This window comes from Streptomyces ruber (genome assembly GCF_014648075.1).
In the GTDB taxonomy this organism is placed as follows: domain Bacteria; phylum Actinomycetota; class Actinomycetes; order Streptomycetales; family Streptomycetaceae; genus Streptomyces; species Streptomyces ruber.
Genome location: NZ_BMQK01000019.1, coordinates 35,273 through 54,597, shown reverse-complemented (window position 1 = coordinate 54,597; position 19,325 = coordinate 35,273). Strand labels below are relative to the sequence as shown.

Genomic DNA, 19,325 nt, shown 5'->3' with positions numbered 1-19,325 from the left:
CGCGCTCACCCCTTCCTGTCCTCGGCGAGCAGGGCGGACGCCACCGCCGCCTGCCCGTAACCGATGCCGCCGTCGTTCACCGGGACCGCACGGCCCGTCAGGACCCGCAGCCCCTGCGCGCGCAGCAGCCGCCGCACGTCGGTCAGCAGGCGCCGGTTCTGGAAGCAGCCGCCGCCCAGGCACACGGTGGGCGGGGCGCCGTCGGCCACGGCCCGTTCGACCAGTGCGGCGGTGACCTCGGCGACGGCCGTGTGGAAGGCGGCGGCGAGACGCGGCACCGGGGTGCCGTCCACGAGCCCTTCGAGGAGGGCGGTGAGGGTCGTGCTGGGGTCGTACACCCACAGACCGTCCACCCGCACCAGCCGCCACGGCAGCGCACCGGCCCGCAGGCCGCCCGCGGCGCTCTCCAGGGCGACGGCCGCCTGCCCCTCGTACGACACCGTGTCCCCGAGACCGAGCAGACTCGCCGCCGCGTCGAACAGCCGGCCCGCGCTGGAGGCCGGCGGGCAGTTGACCCGGCGCTCCACCACGGCCCGCACCAGAGGCGTCAGATGCGGGTCGAGGCGGTCGGTGAACGGCCGGGTGAGCCACGGCGCGGGCGGCGGGGCGCCCAGCGGCTCCGCGCCGAACAGGTAGCCGAGCGCCATCCGCGCGGGGTGCCGGACGGCGGCCTCGCCGCCGGGCAGCGGCGCCCGCGCGAAGCGCCCCACGCGGCGGTACCCCGTCAGGTCGGCGGCGAGCACCTCACCGCCCCACAGCGTGCCGTCGTCCCCGACGCCGAGGCCGTCGTAGGCGACGCCGACGAACGGCCCGGTCAGGCCGTGCTCGGCGGCGACGGCGGCCACGTGCGCATGATGGTGCTGCACCGGGACCCGGCGCTCGAAGGGCCCGGCGCGCGCCCACTGCGTGGACAGATAGCCGGGGTGCAGGTCGTGGGCGGCCACCCGCGGGACGATTCCGGTGAGGCGGCTCAGGTGCGCGTAGGAGGCCTCGAAGGCGTCGTACGTCGCCGCGTCCGCCAGGTCTCCCGTGTGTGCCGCGAGATGGGCCCGGCCGTGCTCGGCCAGCGCGAACGCGTGCTTGAGCTGGGCACCGGCCCCCACCAGCGGGAGCGGAGCGGGAACCGGCAGCACCAGGGGCGCGGGGGCGTACCCGCGCGCCCGCCGCAGCACGAGCACGTCGCGCCGTACGACGTGGACGACGGAGTCGTCGTAGCGGGCGCGGACGGGCCGGTCGTGGGTGAGGAAGCCGTCCGCGACCGCGCCCAGCACGCGCCGGGCTTCGGTGTCGTCCGTGGCGATGGGCTCGTCGGCGCGGTTGCCGCTGGTGACGACCAGCGGCCGGTCCAGCGCGCGCAGGAGGAGGTGGTGCAGCCCGGTGGTGGGCAGGAACAGGCCGACGCGCCCGGTGCCGGGACGCACCTGCGGGGTGACCGGCGTTCCGGCGCGCCGCGCCCGCAGCAGGACGACGGGCCGCTGCGGCGACGTCAGCACGGCCTCCTCCGTACGGCCGACGTACGCCAGGCGCCGGACGGCGTCGAGGTCGCGCGCCATGACGGCGAACGGCTTGGCGGGCCGGCGCTTGCGCTGCCGCAGCGCGGCCACCGCCGCCGGATCGGTGGCGTCGCACACCAGCTGGTAGCCGCCGAGCCCCTTCACCGCGACGATGCCGCCGTTCGCGACCGCCTCCACCGCCGCCCGCAGCGCCTCCTCCCCGGTCAGGCCGTCCCAGGCGAGCCGGGGGCCGCACGCCGGGCAGGCCAGCGGCTCGGCGTGGAAGCGCCGGTCGCCGGGGTCCGCGTACTCGGCCGCGCAGGCGGGGCACAGCGGGAAGCGGCGCATGGTGGTGCGCTCGCGGTCGTAGGGCAGGTCCTCGACGATGGTGGCGCGCGGACCACAGTCGGTGCAGTTGATGAACGGGTGGCGGTGGCGCCGGTCGTGCGGGTCGAGCAGCTCGCGCAGGCACGCGTCGCAGACGGCCGCGTCCGGCGGGATCTCCCGCGGCGCGGCGGCCGGGTCCGCCCGGCTGGGCACGACGGCGAACCCGCTGCCGGCGGGCGTCTCCTCACCGGGGAAGTCCGTCACCCGTACCCGGCGGACGACGGCGAGCGGCGGCGGATGCCCGCGCAGCCGCAGCACCAGCTCGTCGAGTGCGCCAGGGCTGCCGGCGGCGGCGAGTTCGACATGGCCGTCGACATTGCGGACCCATCCGTCCAGCCCGAGCCCGGTCGCCGCCCGGTGCACCCAGGGCCGGAAGCCGACGCCCTGGACGCGGCCGAACACCTCGATGCGCCGGGTCACACGCCGGCCCTTCACGACCCCTCCGCACCCGCGTCGTACCGTACGGCCTCCTCCACGACATCGCGGGCCAGCGCGTCCACGCGCGCCGCCACCGGGGCGGACAGGCCCTTGCCCGGCGACCGGTCGGCGCCCTCGACGGCGTACACCACGAGCCGGTCCGGCAGCCGGCCCAGGACCCGGGACAGTTCGACGGCGTCGCCCAGGCCCAGCCCGTGTGAGCTGGTCGCCGTGGCACTCCGGCCCGGCCGCGCGGCGTCCAGGACGAGCCGGTGGACGCGGCCGGGGCGGGACGGTTCGGCGCGCGCGGCGTCGACCACGACCGCGAGCCCGGCGTTCTCCCACAGCCCCAGCAGCCGCGCCGGATCGCCGTCGCAGGCCGTCAGCACGGTGCCGGGCGGCAGCGGTGGCAGCGGTGGCCGCCCGGCGGCGCGCTCCGCGAGGCGCGCGAGCACGGCACAGCCCACCCCGTCGTCGTGACGGAACTCGTTCCCGACGCCGATGACGACGATCCCGGAAGCCCCGTCCATGGCCTCGCTCCTTCACCTCGCATGCTTCGCACAGCACACAGGGCTGTGCGCTCACCCTGGGCGCCGACGGACGCGCGGCGGCAGGGGCCGAACGTCCCCGGCCGGGGCCGAACAGCCCCTCGCGCCCGGCCGCCCGCCGGGCCCACGGTGGGAGAGGAACGAGACCGCGGACGGCCCGACGACGAGGCGGTGGGGAACGATGACGCTGGAACTGCCCCTGGTCGTGGGCGTCGACGGCTCGGACGGCAGCCTCGCGGCGGTGGACTGGGCGGTGGACGAGGCCGCCCGGCACGGTCTCCCGCTGCGACTCGTGTACGCCTCCCTCTGGGAACGCTACGAGGGCATGGTGCCGTCGTACAGTCCCCAGCGCCCCGCCGAGCAGGTGATGGCCGAACACATCGTCGCCTCCGCCGCCGAGCGCGCCCGGCGCCGCAACCCCGAGGTGAAGCTCTCCACCGACATCGTCCCGGCCGCCGCGGCGGACGCCCTCCTCGACGCGGGCGACAACGCCACCGCCCTGATCACCGGGTCGCGGGGCCGCGGCGAGCTGGCGGGACTGCTGCTCGGCTCCGTCGGCCTGGCCGTCGCCGCCCGCGCGCACTGCCCGGTCGTCGTCGTCCGCGGCGACCGGCCCGGCCTGGCCGGCACCCACCGGCGCGTCCTCCTCGGTGCCGGAGACCCCGCCACCAGCGAGGACGCGACACGCTTCGCCCTCCGGGAGGCCGAGGCCCGCGGCTGCCCCCTCGACGCGGTCCGGACCTGGCGCTGCCCCGCGTACGAGACCGCCGCCGACGTGCCCGCACTCGCCGAACCACCGGCCCGGCACCACGAGGAGGAGGCCCGCACCCGCCTGGACGAGCTGCTCCGCGGCCCCCTCGCCGACCACCCCGGCGTGCAGGTGGACCGGACCACGGTCGAGGGGCCCGCCCGCAAGGTCCTGGTCCACCGCTCGGCCGCCGCCGACCTCGTCGTCGTCGGAGCACGGCGCCGGCACGGCCACGTCGGCCTCCAGCTCGGCCGGATCGCCCACACCCTCCTGCACCACGCCCAGTGCCCCGTGGCCGTCGTGCCGCAGCGCGTGTGAGCGTGACCGTGGCGACGGACCGGACCTGGGAGTACCACGGTTACCGTGCCGCGGAGGAGCGGCTGCGGGAGTCGCTGTGCACGCTGGGCAACGGATACTTCGCCACCCGCGGGGCGCTGCCCGAGTGCGCCGCGGACGACGTGCACTACCCGGGCACGTACGCGGCCGGCTGCTACGACCGGCTCACCTCCCACGTCGCGGGCCGCCGGGTGGAGAACGAGGACCTGGTCAACCTGCCCGACTGGCTGCCGCTGCGCTTCCGCCTCACGGGCGGCCGGTGGCTCACCCCGGACACGGCGACCGTCCTCGGCCACCACCAGATCCTCCACCTGGACTCCGGACTGCTGGAGCGCCGCACCCGGTACGGCATCGGCGGGGGAGGGGCGCTGTCCGTGCGGCAGCAGCGTCTCGTCCACATGGCCGACCCGCACCTCGCCGCCCTGCGTACCGAGTTCACGGCCGAGGGCTCCTCCGCTGCCGGTGAGCTGGAGATCGAGGCGGCGCTCGACGGGAACGTCACCAACGCCGGAGTGCCGCGCTACCGCGACCTGGACGGCCGCCACCTCACCCACGTGCACACCGGGACCGCCGCGCCCGGCACGGTGTGGCTGCGCTGCCGCACCCGCACCTCGGACATCCGGATCGGCATGGCCGCCCGGCTGACGGCCCGGGCGCCGGCCGAGGACGCCCCCGAGCCCTCGCGCGCCGTCCAGCGACTGCGCCTGCCCCTGCCACCCGGGCGGCCCGTCACCGTCGACAAGACCGTCGCCCTGCACACCTCGCGCGACACGGCGATCAGCGACCCGCTGCAGGCCGCCGTGGACCGGGCGGGCGCGGCGCCGGACTTCCGTGAACTGCTGGCCTCGCACCGGACGGCCTGGGGCCTGCTGTGGCGCCGGGCCGAACTGCGCGTGCCCGGGGAAGCGGGCCGCATCCTGCGCCTGCACCTCTTCCACGTACTGCAGACCCTCTCCCCGCACACCGCCGACCTCGACGTCGGCGTGCCGGCCCGCGGCCTGCACGGCGAGGCCTACCGCGGCCACGTCTTCTGGGACGAACTGTTCGTCCTGCCCTACCTGAACCTGCACTTCCCCGAGGTCTCCCGCGCGCTGCTGCGCTACCGCCACCGCCGTCTGGACCGGGCCCGCGCCGCGGCCCGGGAGGCGGGCCGCAAGGGCGCGATGTACCCGTGGCAGAGCGGCACCGACGGCCGGGAGGAGAGCCAGCGGCTCCATCTGAACCCGCGCTCGGGCCGCTGGCTGCCCGACCACTCCCACCTCCAGCACCACGTCGGCTCGGCGGTCGCGTACAACGTGGTGCGGTACTGCGAGGCGAGCGGCGACACCGAGTTCCTGCACACCGCGGGCGCCGAGATGCTGCTGGAGATCGCCCGCTTCTGGGCGGACTCGGCCACCTGGGACGAGCAGTTGGGGCGGCACCGCATCCGCGGGGTGGTCGGCCCGGACGAGTACCACGACGCCTACCCCGGCGCGGACCGGCCCGGCCTGGACGACAACACGTACACCAACGTCACCGCCGCCTGGGTGCTCCACCGCACCCTGCACCTGCTCCGCACCCTTCCCGAGCCGCGCCGCCGCGAACTCGCCGAACGCACCTGCCTGGACGACGCCGAGTTCGACCGGTGGGACACCGTCTCCCGCACTCTGCACGTGCCCTTCCACGAGGGCGTGATCAGCCAGTTCGCCGGCTACGGCGACCTGGCCGAACTCGACTGGGACGGCTACCGGAAGACGTACGGCGACATCCGGCGCCTGGACCGCATCCTGGAGGCCGAGGGCGACACCTCCAACCGCTACCGCGCGTCCAAACAGGCCGACGTCCTGATGCTCGGTTACCTCTTCGCCCCGGCCGAACTGCGCCGACTGTTCGCCCGGCTCGGCCACCGGCTCGACGAGGGGACCTGGCGGCGCACCGTCGACCACTACCTGGCCCGCACCAGCCACGGCTCCACGCTCAGCGGCCTGGTCCACGGCTGGGTCCTGGCCCGCGCCCGGCGCGCGGAGGCCTGGACCTTCTGCCAGGAGGCGCTGCGCGGCGACATCGCCGACGTACAGGGCGGCACCACCGGCGAGGGCATCCACCTGGGTGCCATGGCCGGCACCCTCGACCTCGTCCAGCGCGGACTGACCGGCATGGAGACCCGGCACGGCGCCCTCTGGCTCGACCCCGTGCCCCTGCCGGAGCTGTCCGCGTACGAGGTCTGCCTGCGCTACCGGGGACACTGGGGGATACGGCTGCGGCTGGAGCGCGGCCAGATGGAGATCGCCGTGCCGTCGTCCGACCGTGCGCCGGTCGACATCCGGCTGCCGGACCGCGCGGTCTGCGTCCGGCCGGGACGGACGTGCCTCCTGATGCTGCCCGAGTGAGGAGTGAAAGGCGCTGCGGAACCGGCCCCGACGCCGGGACCCGGCCCGTCCGGGCGCGTCGACGGAAAGCCGGGTAATGCGTGCGGTGAGGCGGTCTCGTGGCGTTCGGCCATGGACCGGCATGCCTGGCACGGCGACTACGACCGGACGGGCTCCCCCCTGGGGCGACGGCTGCGTGTCGTCCGGCAACGTGTCGGTGAGGCCCTGGACACCTGCCCACCGGGCCCGGCCAGGGTCATCAGCGTGTGCGGTGGGCAGGGACGAGACCTGACAGGTGCGCTGTCGCAGCACCCGAGAGCCGCTGACGTGCGCGCCCGCTCGGTCGGACCGGACCCGCGCAACGCTGCGGTGGCGCGGCGGGCGGCCGAGGCTGCCGGGCCGAGCGGGTCGAGGTGGCCGTGGGAGACGCGGCGTCGACGCATCTCTACGCCGGCATGGCCCCCGCGGACCTGGTCCTGATGTGCGGGGTGTTCGGCAACATCACCGACGAGGACGGCGAGACCACCGTGGACCACTGCACCGAGCTGTGCCGGAAGGGCGGTGTGCTCGTGTGGACCCGACACCGTAGGACTCCTGACCTGGTACCACGGATCTGTGAGTGGCTGGAGGCGCGCGGCTTCGCGCACCAGTGGCTGTCCGCACCGGACGCCGGGTTCGGCGTGGGCGCGCACCGCTGCGCGCGCGAGCCCCGACCGCTGACCATGGACGGCCATACGTCCACGTCCGTTCGGTGAGACCTCCCGCCGGCCTGCCGCCCGGGCCGGCGGAACTCGCGGGGCCCCGGGCCGGTCGGCCCCGGTACGAAGGCCTGACGGTCCCTCCCCGTGCACCGCGTGCGGCGCGAGGATGTCCTCGCGGGGATGAACCCGACGTTGGGGGGTGCACGCCATGCTGGAGCCCGTTGCCGCAGGAGTCGACGGATCCGCCGAGAGCCTGGCCGCCGCCGAGTGGGCGGCCCGCGAGGCCGCGCGCCGCGAGCGGCCGCTGATGCTGGTGCACGCGGAGAACTGGCGCCCTCGCCCGGACCATGACGAGGCGGCGCGGGCCGCGCGCCACTCCTCGGCGCGCCGTGTCCTGCGAGAGGCGGAGGCGCGGGCCCGGAGCGCGGCCCCCGGCATACGGCCGGCCGCCACGCAGGTCGAGGGCCCGGCCACGGCCGCCCTGGTGCAGGCGGCCGAGCAGGCCGAACTGCTGGTGCTGGGCTCGCGCGGGCTGACCGGCTTCACCGGCTTCCTGGTCGGCTCGGTGGCCCTCGGCGTGGTCGCCCGGGCCACGCGCCCCGTCGTCCTCGTACGAGCCGGCGAGGACGCGGTGGACGAACATCTCCCCGCGGAGGACGGGACTCCCTCCTCGCGCACCGGCTACCGGGACGTGGTGCTCGGCGTCGACCTGGGCGATCCGTGCGACGAGGTGATCCGGTTCGCCTTCGAGGCGGCACGGCTCCGTCGCGCGCGGCTGCGGGCCGTGCACGCCTTCCGCGCGCCGGGCCCGCTCGGCCTCGGCCCCGGCGACGTCGCCCTGCTCGACCCGCCGCGGCGGGCGGGGGAGTGGCAGGGGTTCCTGTCCGCCGTCCTCCAGCCGTGGCACGACAAGTATCCCGAGGTGGAGGTCCTGGCGACCGCGGTGGCGGACAGGGCGCCGAACGCACTGCTGCGGGCCGCGACCGGAGCGAGCCTCCTGGTGCTCGGGCGCCATCTGACGGAACGGCCCACCGGCCCGTGCACGGGTCCCGTCACGCACGCCGCGCTCCAGCACGTCGGCTGCCCCGTGGCCGTCGTCCCCCACGTGTGAGAGCCGCGGCGGCACGTACGGAACGCGCCCCGCACCGACACCACAACGGACACCGCACCCGACATCGCAACGACAGCGGAGGTGAGAACCATGACCAGGCCGGTGGTGGCGGGGCTGGACGGCTCACGCCAGAGCGTCGCGGCGGCCGACTGGGCGGCCCGTGAAGCCCTGCGCCGACAGCTGCCGCTGCGTCTGGTGCACGCCGGCGAGGGACTGCCCGACGACGGCGCCGAGCCGGCCCTGCCCGAGCTGCGCGTGCCGCGGGAGCACGCGCGCCACGTGCTGCACGCCGCGGCCGGACAACTCACCGAGCGGTATCCGCAGCTGCAGATCGCCGCGGACCGGATACGGATGCGGCCCGCTCCCGCGCTGCTCGCCGCCGCGGACGACGCCGAGCTGCTGGCCATCGGCAGCCGTGGCCCGGGCGGTGTCCGCGGCATCCTGTCGGGCTCGGTCGCCACGGCCGTCGCGGCCCGTGCCCGGCGCCCGGTGGTCCTGGTCCGTGCCGGCGACACGGCGGCACGGGAACACCTGCCGGACGCCTCCGGGCAGCCGTCGCCCCACACGCCCTGCCGCGACGTCGCGGTCGCCGTCGACACCGGCCGCCCCTGCGACGACCTGCTGGACTTCGCCTTCCATGCCGCCGCCCTGCGCCGGGCGCCGCTGCGGGCCGTACACGCCTGGCACGTGCCGCTCATGCGGGGCCTGCCGGACGCCGGGGAGCGCGCGCTCCTCAGGCAGCAGGCGCAACGCGACCTCGCAGCCCTGCTCGAACCGTGGCACGCGAAGTACCCCGACGTCTTCGTACGCGAGACGCTCGCCGAGGGACACCCGGTCCATGCCCTGGTACGGGCCGCGGCCGGAGCGGGCCTGCTGGTGGTGGGCCGCCGCAGGCACCGGGCCGCGGTGGGCCCGCACACCGGCCCCGTCGCGCACGCACTGATCCACCAGGTGACCGAACCGGTCGCGCTGGTCCCGCACGACTGACCACGGCGCACAGCGGCACGCGCGACGTACGCCGTGGCACCGAGAAGGCGAGCCTCGATGACGTCCCCGGAGGACGAGCGTGCCCAGTGACATGGCCAACCAGCCCCAGCCGCCCCGCGGCGACATCGACGGGACGAGGAGGAGTATCGGCGCCGGACGGCCGTCCTGCACGGGGAACGCAAGGACGCCGCCGGTCCGGCCCGCCGCGCGCCGTGACCTCTCGGCCGTCCGCCGCGCGCGGGGTCGGTGACGGCTCGCTGAGTCGACAACTCACCATGAGCGTCCCTTCGTTCGCCCCTTCACTCGTACGGGCCGGGACAGAGGGTGGTCTGCTGTCCGCAGTCGGGGGACGGAGTGCGCCGCGGGGTGCGCGGCGAAAGGCCGGAGGAAGAACCACGGGACCTGTCGAGATCAAGGGACTGCCCGCGCACGCACCGCTGGTGCACGCGGTGGTGGTGCTGCTTCCGCTGACCTGTCCGCAGCTGGTCGCCGGGGCTGTCTGGCGGCCCGGCTCCGACGGACGGGACCCGCGCTGCCCCTCCTGGCGGAGCGCCGACGGGACGCCGTACGCGGTGCTCGTCGCGGTCACCGGTCCGGGCGGGCATGTGATCACCGGGTCTACGGAATCCTCAATCCCGACGAACTCCTCAACCTGCCCGCTGGGGAGTGAGCCACCGGGGAAGGAGCCGACACTCGCGCGGGGGGAGCACGAATGCCGAGCCGGCCCAGCGACGACTGGGCCGGCCGCTCAAGCCCGAGGCCCACGGCACCGAAGGCGTGCTGCTTCGGCAGCCTGCGAAGGAGCAGCATCTTCGACGAGGCGCTCATCCCAGGCCGTCGACTACCGCACGCTCCCCGGGATCGGTGGAGTGGCGCGGCCTGTCCCGCGTTCTGCGGGATCGGGGTCGGGGGCCTGTACCGGGATGCGTGGAGCCGGGATGGCCGATCTCACGTACGGGTGTGGTGCGCAGTGCGTACCGCCGTTGATCGAGCAGCTCCCATCGGCCCTTGGGCCCGGTAGGCCGCCATCGGCGCGTTGCCGCACCGTTGCAGTACCGCCCCTGGGAGACAGCGGCCGGGGGCGGGCGCGTTCGGCGAAGGTTCAGGACTCCAACTCCTGGACCGCACCCGTGGCCGCCGGGGTTTCCCTGCGCCGGCGGAGCCGAGAGCTCGGGGAACGAGCCGAGAGCTCGAGATGTCCGTGTGGCGCGTCGTGTGGTGGAAGGGTCGGCTCCCGCCCGGCTCGGAGCCGGGCGGGAGCGGCGCGGTCCTCTCCGGTGGTTCCTCAGCACAAGAGGGCCGCGTGTCCTTCCAGACCAGGAAGGTGCGACGCCGGGGCAGGCGTCCGTCTTCCATGGTGCGCCATGCCCGCGGTGGTGCCGCAAGGAGAACTACGTTTCAAGCCGTCAAATGTACTCATTCAGGCATGGTTTGCCGCCCACGGTGACCGGGACCAAGCGGCTGGCGATCGTTCTTGCATAGGACACAGGTCTATTTGTTCCGAAACTCCATGATCACGTTGAGTGGCGGGTGGTCGACGGACCATGCTGGCGGTCCGGCTCTTCAGCGGCGCTTCAGCACCGCCGCAGAAGAGCCTTCCGGACCTGCTTCTTCGACGAAATGGAAGGTGAAATGCTCAGTAGGCAAGTGCTGGCCGTCGCCGTGCTGGTGGCGGTCTTCGCATGGAGCACGGTGATGACCGTGCTCGGGCATCTCGCGGCGGTGGCCGCGCTGCTGCCTTCGCTCGGACTGCTGGTCCAGCAGATCGTCGCCGTCCTCACCGGCACGGAGACGCGGCGGAACGCGGCAGCCGACATGGCGCCGGCTGCCAGAGCAGCCGGGTGTGAGGAGTCGCCGCGATGACACCGTCGCCCCTGCCCCGACAGCCCGGCGAAGAACCGCCGAGTCGACGCGGCCGCAGGCCGGAAGCGATCGAGGACCATGTCGGCGCCACCCACCGCGCGTGGCTGGAGCCGGTGCGCAGCCGGTTCTTCGCCAGCGGACTGACCCTCGACGACCTCGTCAAGTTATCCGGGTACTCCAAAGCCCGCATATCCGAACTCCTGCGCGGCAAGGGGTACTACCCGGGCTGGGAGATCACCTACAGCGTGGTCCGCGCCCTGGACATCCCCGTCTGGCCGCTGCGCCGCCTGTGGACGGCCGCCGCCCGCGACGCGAACAAGGACGACACCTGGATCCACAAGCGCATCCACGCAGTGCAGGTGCTGGAACCGGAGCAGCCACCCGTGGCCCACCGGGGCTTCAAAGAAGCCATGCGCCACCCCTACACCGCCTACGCCCGAACCCTCCTGCAGACCGACCGCCGTGCCCAATGGGTGGTCGCGCAGGCCTTCGACATCCTGTGGCTCGGCTGGGACGAAGCGGTGTCCAACTCCAACATGCCGCGCCATGCCTGGCGCATGCTGCGCTCCCGCGTCATGCTGCGCGCCGAGCACCACCCCGACGGACATCCCGATCTGCGTCCCGCCGCCTTCTTCACGGTCGCCCAGAACCGGATCGACGACCTCGACGCACGCTTCGCCCAGATCGACCGGCAGGCCGACTTCTTCGACGCCGTCGCCCGCCTGCCGCAGGACCAGATGGACGTCCTCGTCCTGCGATACCTGTGCAACATCCACCCGGACGCCATCCCCAACATCATCGGCCTGACCCCGGCCATGACACACACCCTCGACCACCATGCCCGAGGGGCACTGGAAGGCACCTACCTCCGACGTGACGCCCCGGGAGGGATCACCCCGCGATGACCGCCATCGACGACCTGCTCGCCCAGTCCCTCTTGCTGCAGGATCCACAGGTCCCGTCAGACACCATCGCGTACGAGGACACCGCCTACCCCGCTTCCACCGGTGAGGGCACATCCCTGTGGGACGGCTACGGCCACGATCCGGTGGACGACGCCGCCGCGCAACGCCTGCGCGCTCTGTGCGAGGCAGCGGTCGCCCACTGCGCACCCGGCCAGCTCGCCGACTTCATCACCGACCAACTGCCCGCCCCGCGCGGCGCCTGGATCCTCGGCTGCGTCCTGCAGCTCGCCGACGCCTCCGACGGCGCACGCTTCTGGTGGCAGTACGCCGCCGGAGCCGGCGACCCCGCCGCCTCCTACTGCCTTCATCTGCACCACCTCGCGTCCGGCGACGTCTACGCGGCCGCCTTCTGGCAGGAGCAGACCGGTAGCGAAGCCCAGCAGGACTCACCCGCCACCGGGAACGATCGGCCGACCTACGACCTCAACGCCAACACCAGCATCCCCACCGTTCTGCATGTCCTCAGCCGCCTTGCATCCGTCACACGACGCAAGCACACCGAAACCACCGCCGCGGTCATCGACTTCGTAGCCGCAGCCGTCGCCAGCGGCTACGACCTCAATCCCGACTGCGAGATCCCTACGCCCGGAGAGGGCTTCGCCGAACAACTAGAGATCATCATCGCTGCCACCCTGGCCAGCACCCCGTCCACCCGCCACAGCGAAACGTCGGCCAGAACCCTGCCCCACCGCCCCCCGCACATGCACGCCATCCGCAGCCTCAACGAGAAACGCGCCCAACAGCCAGAGACCTCGACCAGAAGGCACGCCCCATGACACCCCGCCCTCACACCTGAATCGGTGAGACACCACCAGGTGGCAGCAGCCCGGCCGTACCGCCTACGACACCGGCGACGAACGACCGGCGCGAGCGAACAGCAGTTGCGCGACAGCACCGGCCGAAGACCTCGGCGAAATGTACGTCCGCGACGGCGGCCGCCGCGCCCACGGCCACACCAGCTGGACGAGGATCACAGACCGTCAGGAGGGAGCGCCGGGATCACATGCGCTCCGGCGGGCGGAGAAGGCGCCCGCGGCAGCCGCCAGGACTGCTGCCTCCGCAGCCCGTTCCGGCAGTTGCGGGTCGGGATCGGCGCGCAGGAGCACCAGCTGGTGGTAGAGCGGCGCCGTGGCGGCGATCAGCAGGCTCCGCGCGTCCGTGAGCCGTGCGGGGAGCTCGCCGCGCGCGATGGCGCGCTCGACGACGATCTCGCACTGGGCATACCGGTCCGCCCATAGCCGTGTCTGGGCCCGCGCGGCCTGGTCGGAGTGGAACGAGGCGGCCATCAGGGCGACGGCGAACGACGGCTGTACGACCAGGGATTGCTGGATCTCCTGGTTGAGGGCCGTCAGATCGCCGCGCAGCGAGCCGGTGTCCGGCGGCCGCCAGTCGATCTCACCGGCGGCCTCGATGACGTCGACGAGCAGGCCGCCCACGTCGCGCCAACGCCGGTAGACCGTGGTGCGGTGCACTCCCGCGCGGGTCGCGACGCCCTCCATCGTGAGTCCTTCGTGACCGTTCTCGGCGAGTTCGGCGCGCACCGCGTCCAGGACCTGGGTGCGGACGCGGGCGGTGCGGCCGCCCGGACGGCGGTCCGGCGTGATGGCCGTCGGGTCTGTCATCGGGGATCCCATATCCGGTTGATCGCGTGCCTGGGCTGTGTCAGCATCTTAAAGCAACAGTTGTTGCAGTAGTGGCCCCGCCCTCCCGAGAGGAACCGCCTTCCCGATGCCGCTTGTCCCCGCCGACCCCACCGTGCTCCACCCGATGCCCGAGCACCCGCGCGTCGTCCTGCTCAAGCCGTTGGTGAAGTCGCCGCTGATCGAGGTCGGTGACTACTCGTACTACGACGATCCGGACGAGCCGACCGCGTTCGAGACGCGCAACGTGCTGTACCACTACGGGCCCGAGCGGCTCGTCATCGGCAAGTACTGCGCGCTGGGCGCGGGCACGCGGTTCATCATGAACGGCGCCAACCACCGCATGGACGGCCCGTCCACGTTCCCCTTCCCCACCATGGGGGGCTCCTGGGCCGAGCACTTCGACCTGATCACCGACCTGCCGGGCCGGGGCGACACGGTCGTGGGCAACGACGTGTGGTTCGGGCACGGCGCCACCGTCATGCCCGGTGTACGCATCGGTCACGGCGCGATCATCGCCGCCGGCGCCGTGGTCACCGGCGACGTCCCCGACTACGGCATCGTCGGCGGCAACCCCGCCCGGCTCGTCCGCACCCGCTACGACGCCGCGGACATCGCCCGGCTCCTCGCCGTGGCGTGGTGGGACTGGCCCGTTCAGCAGATCACCAGGCATGTACGGACGATCATGTCGGGGACCGTCGCCGACCTGGAGGAGGCCGCCGCACAGGCCGACCAGCCCTGACACCGCGTTCTCGCCGCACCGCCCGCACCCGTCCCGCGTCAGAAACGAGTGATCGCCCATGCCCCGTCGCCGCGCCCACATCGCGATGGTCGGCGTCCCCGTCGTCAGCCATGTCCTGCCCAGCCTCGCGCTCATCCGTGAGCTGGTGGCCCGCGGGCACCGGGTCACCTACGCCAACGACCCGTTCGTGGCCGACCGGATCGAGTCCGCCGGCGCGGAGCTGGTGCCCTGCACCTCCACGTTGCCCGTCGCGGACAACGACTGGCCCGCCGATCCCATCGCCGCGGCGAGCCTCTTCCTCGACGACGCCATCCAGGCGCTCCCGCAACTGCGCGCCGCCTACGACGCCGATCCGGCCGACCTGTACCTCTACGACATCGGCGCCTACGCCGCACGCGCCCTCGCCGAAGCGCAGGGCCGTCCCCTCGTGCAGCTGTCCCCGACGTTCGTCGGCTGGGACGGCTACCAGGAGGAAGTCGCGGCGCATCTGCGAAAGCTGCCGGGCGCCGACGCGTACCGGGACAGGTTCGCACGGTGGCTCGCCGACTGCGGTGCGACCACCACGGACGTGGACACGTTCTCCGGCCCGCCCGCCCGGGCCCTCGCCCTGATCCCGCGAGCGATGCAGCCGCACGCCGATCGAGTCGACACCGACACGGTGACCTTCGTCGGCCCCTGCTTCGACACCCGAGCGGACACGGGCGGCTGGACCCGCCCGGCGGCCGCGGACCGTGTGCTGCTGATCTCGCTCGGCTCGACGTACACCCGCCGGCCCGCGTTCTACCGCCAGTGCATCGCCGCCTTCGGCGACCTGCCCGGCTGGCACGTCGTCCTCCAGATCGGCAAGTACACCGACATCGAGGAACTCGGCACCATCCCGTCCAACGTCGAAGTGCACCCCTGGGTCCCACAGCGGGCGATCCTGGAACAGGCCGACGCCTTCGTCACCCACGCCGGGATGGGCGGCTGCGGCGAGGGGCTCCTCGCCGGCGTTCCCATGATCGCGGTGCCGCAGGGAGCCGAGCAGTTCATGAACGCCGACCGGCTCGTGGAGCTCGGCGTCGCCCGCCGCGTGGACACCGCTGACGCCACCGCTGAAACCCTGCGCGCGGCCCTGCACGACCTGGTCACGGATCCGGAGCGCATCGGACGGTCCCAACAGCTGCAGGCCGCCGCCCGGACCGAGGGCGGCACCCCGCGCGCCGCCGACATCCTCGAAAGCATGCTGGCCACCGCCGACGGCCCCGCGCTCTGAACACTGCCGCGTGCCTCGCCCGTCTGGCGCCGTCCCCATCCACGAGCGGGGTGACCGATCGGGGTGGGGCGTCACGGGTTCGGGGCCGCGATCAGCACGTCACGGCCGCACGAATCCCGCCCCGACCAGACTTGTGCGGGCTGGCGGCCGGCTGGTCAGGTATGCGGCTGGGGTGATCGGGTAGCTGGTGCAGTGGTGCAGTGGTGCAGTGGTGCAGTGGTGTGGGCCCGTGGATGCCGAGCAGCGGCTGCCGCGGCGGCGCCGCACGCGCTACCCGGCCGCCGCCGTGGTGTCGCCGGGCGTCGGCCGTGCCGCGTTCACCGCGTTGAGACAGCGGGTGCCCTGAACCCGCAGGGCCTCGGCGAGTTCGGGCGGTGCGTCGCGGAGGGTGAAGCGGGTGTCCACCGACGTGATCATCCAGGCGAGGTCGCGCGGGGTCTCGGCGCCCAGGTGCAGCAGACAGCTGTGCTCGTCGGCCGGCTCGATGACTCCCATGCCCGGCCACACCCGGTCGGTGACCGCCTGTGCGGACTCGTGCAGGACGACGGTGGCCCGGTAGGGCCAGGTCTGTGCCGACAGCCGGTGCGCCAGGTAGGTGGCCACGTCGTCGTAGGGCAGTGCACGCGGGTGGAAGTGCGGGCCGGTGGGCGTGCGCGGGGCGAGCCGGTCGGCCCGGTCGGTGTCCCAGGCCACCAGGTACCAGCGGCGGTCGAAGCTGACCAGGCTGTGCGGCTCGACGCAGCGCACGCCCGACCCGCCGCGCGCACCGCTGTAGTCGAAGCGCAGGCGCTCGCGGCGACGGCACGCCTCGGCGACGGCCATCAGGGTGTCCGGGCGCACCCGGGGCCCCGGGACCTCACCGGCCCGCACGGTGGCGGCGCGCAGGGCGGCGACCCGGTGCCGCAGCCGGGCGGGCAGCACCTGCTCCAGCTTGGCCAGCGCCCGCAGCGAGATTTCCTCGATGCCCGCGACCGAGCCGCCGGCCGCGGTGCGCAGCCCCACCACGACGGCGACGGCCTCCTCGTCATCGAGCAGCAGCGGCGGCAGCCCCGCCCCGGCGCCGAGCCGGTACCCGGCGGCCCCCGGGGTGGCGTGCACGGGATAGCCCAGCTCACGCAGTCGCTCGATGTCACGGCGTACGGTACGGCGGCTGACCTTCAGCCGTTCGGCGAGTTCGGCCCCGGACCGGTCAAGGTGGGTCTGCAGCAGGGCGAGCAGTCGCAGCAGCCGTGCGGAGGTCTCCGGCATGGCGCCAGCCTGCCGCATAGCTAGGACCGGACCTGACCCAGGTGGCCGTTGCGTCGGCGCCATGACCAGCGACACCCAGGGCATCAGCCCTTTCCGCCCTTTCCGTCCTTTCCGGATCGACATACCCCAGGACCGGCTCGACGACCTCCGCGCGCGTCAGGCCGCCACCCGCTGGCCCGGCGAACTGCCCGGCGTCGGCTGGACCCGCGGCGTCCCGGTGACGTATCTGCGCGACCTCGCCGCGTACCGGGGCACCGCCTACGACTGGCGGGCCCAGGAGGCGGCGCTCAACGCCCACCCCCAGTTCACGCGTTGCCCTTCCACGGGACGGGCCGGACACCCGGCGGGGCCGATGTCGCGTGAGGTCGCGCCTACAGGACCGTCAGCTCCGCTGCGGGGTCACGAGCCAGTGCCTGCGTGACCTGCGTGGCGTCCAGGACGTCGGCAGCGAAGTGCACGCCGGGGGCGATCGAGCCGTGGAGCAGGTGGAGAGCGGCGGTGGCGGTGAGGAACCCGCTCAGTTCGTACGAGTCCGCGGCACGCAGGACGAGCCTGGCGGTGGGCGGACCGTCGGCCGCACCTTCCCAGAGGTGGAATTCCTGCCCGTACCAGGCGCCGTGACGGTGTACGTCCTCGTCGGCCGCGGCCACCAGATCGGTGGTGTCCGTACTGTCCAGCGCCCAGGCCATGGCCAGTTCCTCGGCGAGGCGCTCGCCGCCGAAGACGGTGTACCAGCGCACATGGCCGACTCCCGTGTCCCGGGCCAGGCGGACGGCCTCCGTGGAGAGGAAGGGGAAGGCGCTGACGGGCCTGGGGAAGGCTTCCAGCCGTACATCCCGGCGGGGGGTCAGCGTGCGCTCGCGTATGCGGCCGTCCTGCCAGGCGGCCGCCGAGGTGCCGTGCTCGGGGCCGCGGCCGAGCAGGACGTCGCCGGCGGCCGCGGGGGTCAGCGGCGCGACTCCTCCCAGGTATGCGTCCAGCCTGGTGGCGCCGGGGGCACGAGCGGCCAGGGCGCGGGGCAGGAGTGCGGACAGACCCGGCAGCGCGCCGGCGGAGAGCACGGCCGTGCGTCCGCCCGCCGTCCACCGTGCGGCGCCGTCGCCGGCGCACAGCAGGTGGTGGACCGGGTCGTCGCCGGCGGCGTCGACGTAGTCCGCGCCGTGCCGCAGAGCCGCGACGGCGACGGTGTCCAGGATCCGGTAGGAGGGGCCGGCGCAGTTGACGACGAGCCGGCAGCGGGCGGCGAACCGGTCCAGGGAGTCGGGGTCGTCCAGGTCGACCGCCATGGTGTCGGCAGGCGGACCGTCCGCGGACAGAGCTTCGAGCAGTGCGTCGGCCTTTCCGGGGTTGCGTCCGGCTATGAGCAGGGGAGAGGGGACTTCCGCTTGGTGCAGCCGTCGCACGGCCGCGCTGCCGACTGCTCCGTAGCCGCCGATGACGCCGATGGCTGAGGTGTTGTTCACCGGGTTTCCTCGTGGTTCCGCACTGGATGAATGTTGAAAATGATAATTATTATCGTCGAGCCTTGACGGTCAACGACGGAAGAAATGACGGATGACGATGTACGACGTGATCGTGGTCGGCGGAGGGCCCGCGGGTCTCAACGCGGCACTGGTGTCCGGACGTCAGCGGAGAAGGGTCCTCCTGCTGGACTCGGGAAGCCCGCGCAACGCTCCGGCGGACGAGATGCACATGTTCCTCAGCCGGGACGGCTTCGACCCCGCCGAACTGCGCCGCATAGGCAGGGAGCAGCTGGGCGCCTACCCGAACGTGGCCGTGCGCGAGGCCACCGTCACCGACGCCGCGGCCGAGCAGGGCGGCTTCGCCCTGACGCTGGCCGACGGCACGGTGGAACGGTCCCGCAGGCTGGTGCTGGCCACGGGACAGGTCGACGTGCTCGATGAGCAGGTGGAGGGGTTGTCCGCGCTGTTCGGCAAGGGTGTGTACCACTGTCCGTTCTGCCACGGCTGGGAGACCAGCGGACTGAGCCTCGCCGTCCTGGGGCACGAGCTGCCGCAGGTCATGCAGTCCCTGTACGTCGCCGACCGTTTCAGCGGCGACGTGGTCGTGTGCACCAACGGGCACCCGGTGCCCGAGCAGGCCGCGGGCAGGCTCGCCGCCGCCGGGATCGCCGTGGAGGAGGCGGCCGTGACGCGCATCGAGGGCGAGGCCGGGGCCCTGCGCCTGGTCTTCGACGACGGCCGGGTCCTGGAGCGTCAGGCCGTGTACCACCGGGCGCCCACCCGGCAGCACTCCGGCCTGGCCGAGCAGCTGGGCTGCCACATCCTGCCGGACGGCTGCGTGCGGGTGGACGAGTTCCAGCGCACCTCCGTGCCCGGTGTGTACGCGGCCGGGGACACCGCCCGTCTGGAGGCGCTGCCCGACGCCCTCACCTTCGTGATCACCGGAGCGGCCGACGGCGCCCGCGCCGCGGTCTGGCTGGACCAGGAGCTGTTCCGCGAGGACGCCGGCCTGGGCGGCTGACCTCCGGCACCACAGGGTGCGGCGGGGACGGAGCCGTCCCCGCCGCACCCTG

General features: G+C 73.7%; 17 protein-coding genes. 12 read left to right on the top strand and 5 right to left on the bottom strand.

Annotated elements, in window-relative coordinates:
- Positions 1-5 precede the first annotated feature (5 nt).
- Together hypF and IEZ04_RS29290 are read right to left on the bottom strand one after the other, a co-directional pair.
- The gene (hypF, locus tag IEZ04_RS29295) at positions 6-2,315 is read right to left on the bottom strand and encodes a carbamoyltransferase HypF (RefSeq protein WP_189220008.1); all 2,310 of its coding nucleotides are present in this window, start codon (positions 2,313-2,315) and stop codon (positions 6-8) included.
- Positions 2,312-2,827 (bottom strand): hydrogenase maturation protease, encoded by a 516-nt coding sequence (locus IEZ04_RS29290; RefSeq protein ID WP_189220007.1) that lies wholly within the window; start codon positions 2,825-2,827, stop codon positions 2,312-2,314. The genes hypF and IEZ04_RS29290 overlap by 4 nt, the downstream gene beginning before the upstream one ends.
- A gap of 199 nt (positions 2,828-3,026) precedes the next feature.
- On the opposite strand from IEZ04_RS29290, the gene IEZ04_RS29285 reads away from it, so the two are divergent.
- The 8 genes from IEZ04_RS29285 (at position 3,027) to IEZ04_RS29250 (ending at position 12,680) form a co-directional block, all read left to right on the top strand.
- Entirely contained in the window at positions 3,027-3,911 is an 885-nt protein-coding gene (locus IEZ04_RS29285) for a universal stress protein (RefSeq protein ID WP_189220006.1), read from the top strand.
- A 2-nt stretch (positions 3,912-3,913) separates the two neighbouring features.
- Entirely contained in the window at positions 3,914-6,298 is a 2,385-nt protein-coding gene (locus tag IEZ04_RS29280) for a glycoside hydrolase family 65 protein (protein WP_373296377.1), read from the top strand.
- A gap of 398 nt (positions 6,299-6,696) precedes the next feature.
- Positions 6,697-7,032, top strand: a complete 336-nt coding sequence (locus IEZ04_RS35250) for a hypothetical protein (RefSeq protein ID WP_229821358.1) — start codon at positions 6,697-6,699, stop codon at positions 7,030-7,032.
- 154 nt (positions 7,033-7,186) lie between these two features.
- Positions 7,187-8,089, top strand: coding sequence for a universal stress protein (locus IEZ04_RS29270; protein ID WP_189220005.1), 903 nt, complete (start codon positions 7,187-7,189; stop codon positions 8,087-8,089).
- Between the two features lie 90 nt (positions 8,090-8,179).
- Positions 8,180-9,076, top strand: coding sequence for a universal stress protein (locus IEZ04_RS29265; protein ID WP_189220004.1), 897 nt, complete (start codon positions 8,180-8,182; stop codon positions 9,074-9,076).
- Between the two features lie 1,632 nt (positions 9,077-10,708).
- Positions 10,709-10,939: a hypothetical protein gene (locus IEZ04_RS29260; RefSeq protein ID WP_189220003.1), complete on the top strand. Its 231-nt coding sequence runs from the start codon at positions 10,709-10,711 to the stop codon at positions 10,937-10,939.
- A complete protein-coding gene (locus IEZ04_RS29255; RefSeq protein WP_189220002.1) occupies positions 10,936-11,844 on the top strand; it encodes an XRE family transcriptional regulator in 909 nt (302 codons plus the stop codon). Before IEZ04_RS29260 ends, IEZ04_RS29255 begins: the two co-directional genes overlap by 4 nt.
- The gene (locus IEZ04_RS29250; protein ID WP_189220001.1) at positions 11,841-12,680 is read left to right on the top strand and encodes a hypothetical protein; all 840 of its coding nucleotides are present in this window, start codon (positions 11,841-11,843) and stop codon (positions 12,678-12,680) included. Before IEZ04_RS29255 ends, IEZ04_RS29250 begins: the two co-directional genes overlap by 4 nt.
- Before the next feature lie 204 nt (positions 12,681-12,884).
- Here the strand turns inward: IEZ04_RS29250 and IEZ04_RS29245 are convergent, their stop codons facing one another.
- Positions 12,885-13,526, bottom strand: a complete 642-nt coding sequence (locus IEZ04_RS29245) for a TetR/AcrR family transcriptional regulator (RefSeq protein WP_189220000.1) — start codon at positions 13,524-13,526, stop codon at positions 12,885-12,887.
- 106 nt (positions 13,527-13,632) lie between these two features.
- On the opposite strand from IEZ04_RS29245, the gene IEZ04_RS29240 reads away from it, so the two are divergent.
- Together IEZ04_RS29240 and IEZ04_RS29235 are read left to right on the top strand one after the other, a co-directional pair.
- Complete coding sequence (locus IEZ04_RS29240) at positions 13,633-14,286, top strand: CatB-related O-acetyltransferase (protein WP_189219999.1); 654 nt, start codon at positions 13,633-13,635, stop codon at positions 14,284-14,286.
- A gap of 58 nt (positions 14,287-14,344) precedes the next feature.
- Positions 14,345-15,541, top strand: a complete 1,197-nt coding sequence (locus IEZ04_RS29235; RefSeq protein ID WP_229821357.1) for a macrolide family glycosyltransferase — start codon at positions 14,345-14,347, stop codon at positions 15,539-15,541.
- Between the two features lie 270 nt (positions 15,542-15,811).
- Here IEZ04_RS29235 and IEZ04_RS29230 read toward each other — a convergent pair whose 3' ends face one another.
- The gene (locus IEZ04_RS29230) at positions 15,812-16,789 is read right to left on the bottom strand and encodes a helix-turn-helix transcriptional regulator (RefSeq protein ID WP_189219998.1); all 978 of its coding nucleotides are present in this window, start codon (positions 16,787-16,789) and stop codon (positions 15,812-15,814) included.
- Between the two features lie 61 nt (positions 16,790-16,850).
- On the opposite strand from IEZ04_RS29230, the gene IEZ04_RS29225 reads away from it, so the two are divergent.
- The gene (locus IEZ04_RS29225) at positions 16,851-17,210 is read left to right on the top strand and encodes an epoxide hydrolase N-terminal domain-containing protein (RefSeq protein WP_189219997.1); all 360 of its coding nucleotides are present in this window, start codon (positions 16,851-16,853) and stop codon (positions 17,208-17,210) included.
- Here IEZ04_RS29225 and IEZ04_RS29220 read toward each other — a convergent pair.
- The gene (locus IEZ04_RS29220) at positions 17,161-18,252 is read right to left on the bottom strand and encodes a saccharopine dehydrogenase NADP-binding domain-containing protein (protein ID WP_189219996.1); all 1,092 of its coding nucleotides are present in this window, start codon (positions 18,250-18,252) and stop codon (positions 17,161-17,163) included. The two genes, IEZ04_RS29225 and IEZ04_RS29220, sit on opposite strands and share 50 nt — an antisense overlap.
- 91 nt (positions 18,253-18,343) lie before the next feature.
- Here IEZ04_RS29220 and IEZ04_RS29215 point away from each other — a divergent pair, with 91 nt between their 5' ends.
- Positions 18,344-19,273 (top strand): NAD(P)/FAD-dependent oxidoreductase, encoded by a 930-nt coding sequence (locus IEZ04_RS29215; protein WP_229821356.1) that lies wholly within the window; start codon positions 18,344-18,346, stop codon positions 19,271-19,273.
- The last annotated feature ends 52 nt before the right edge of the window (positions 19,274-19,325 follow it).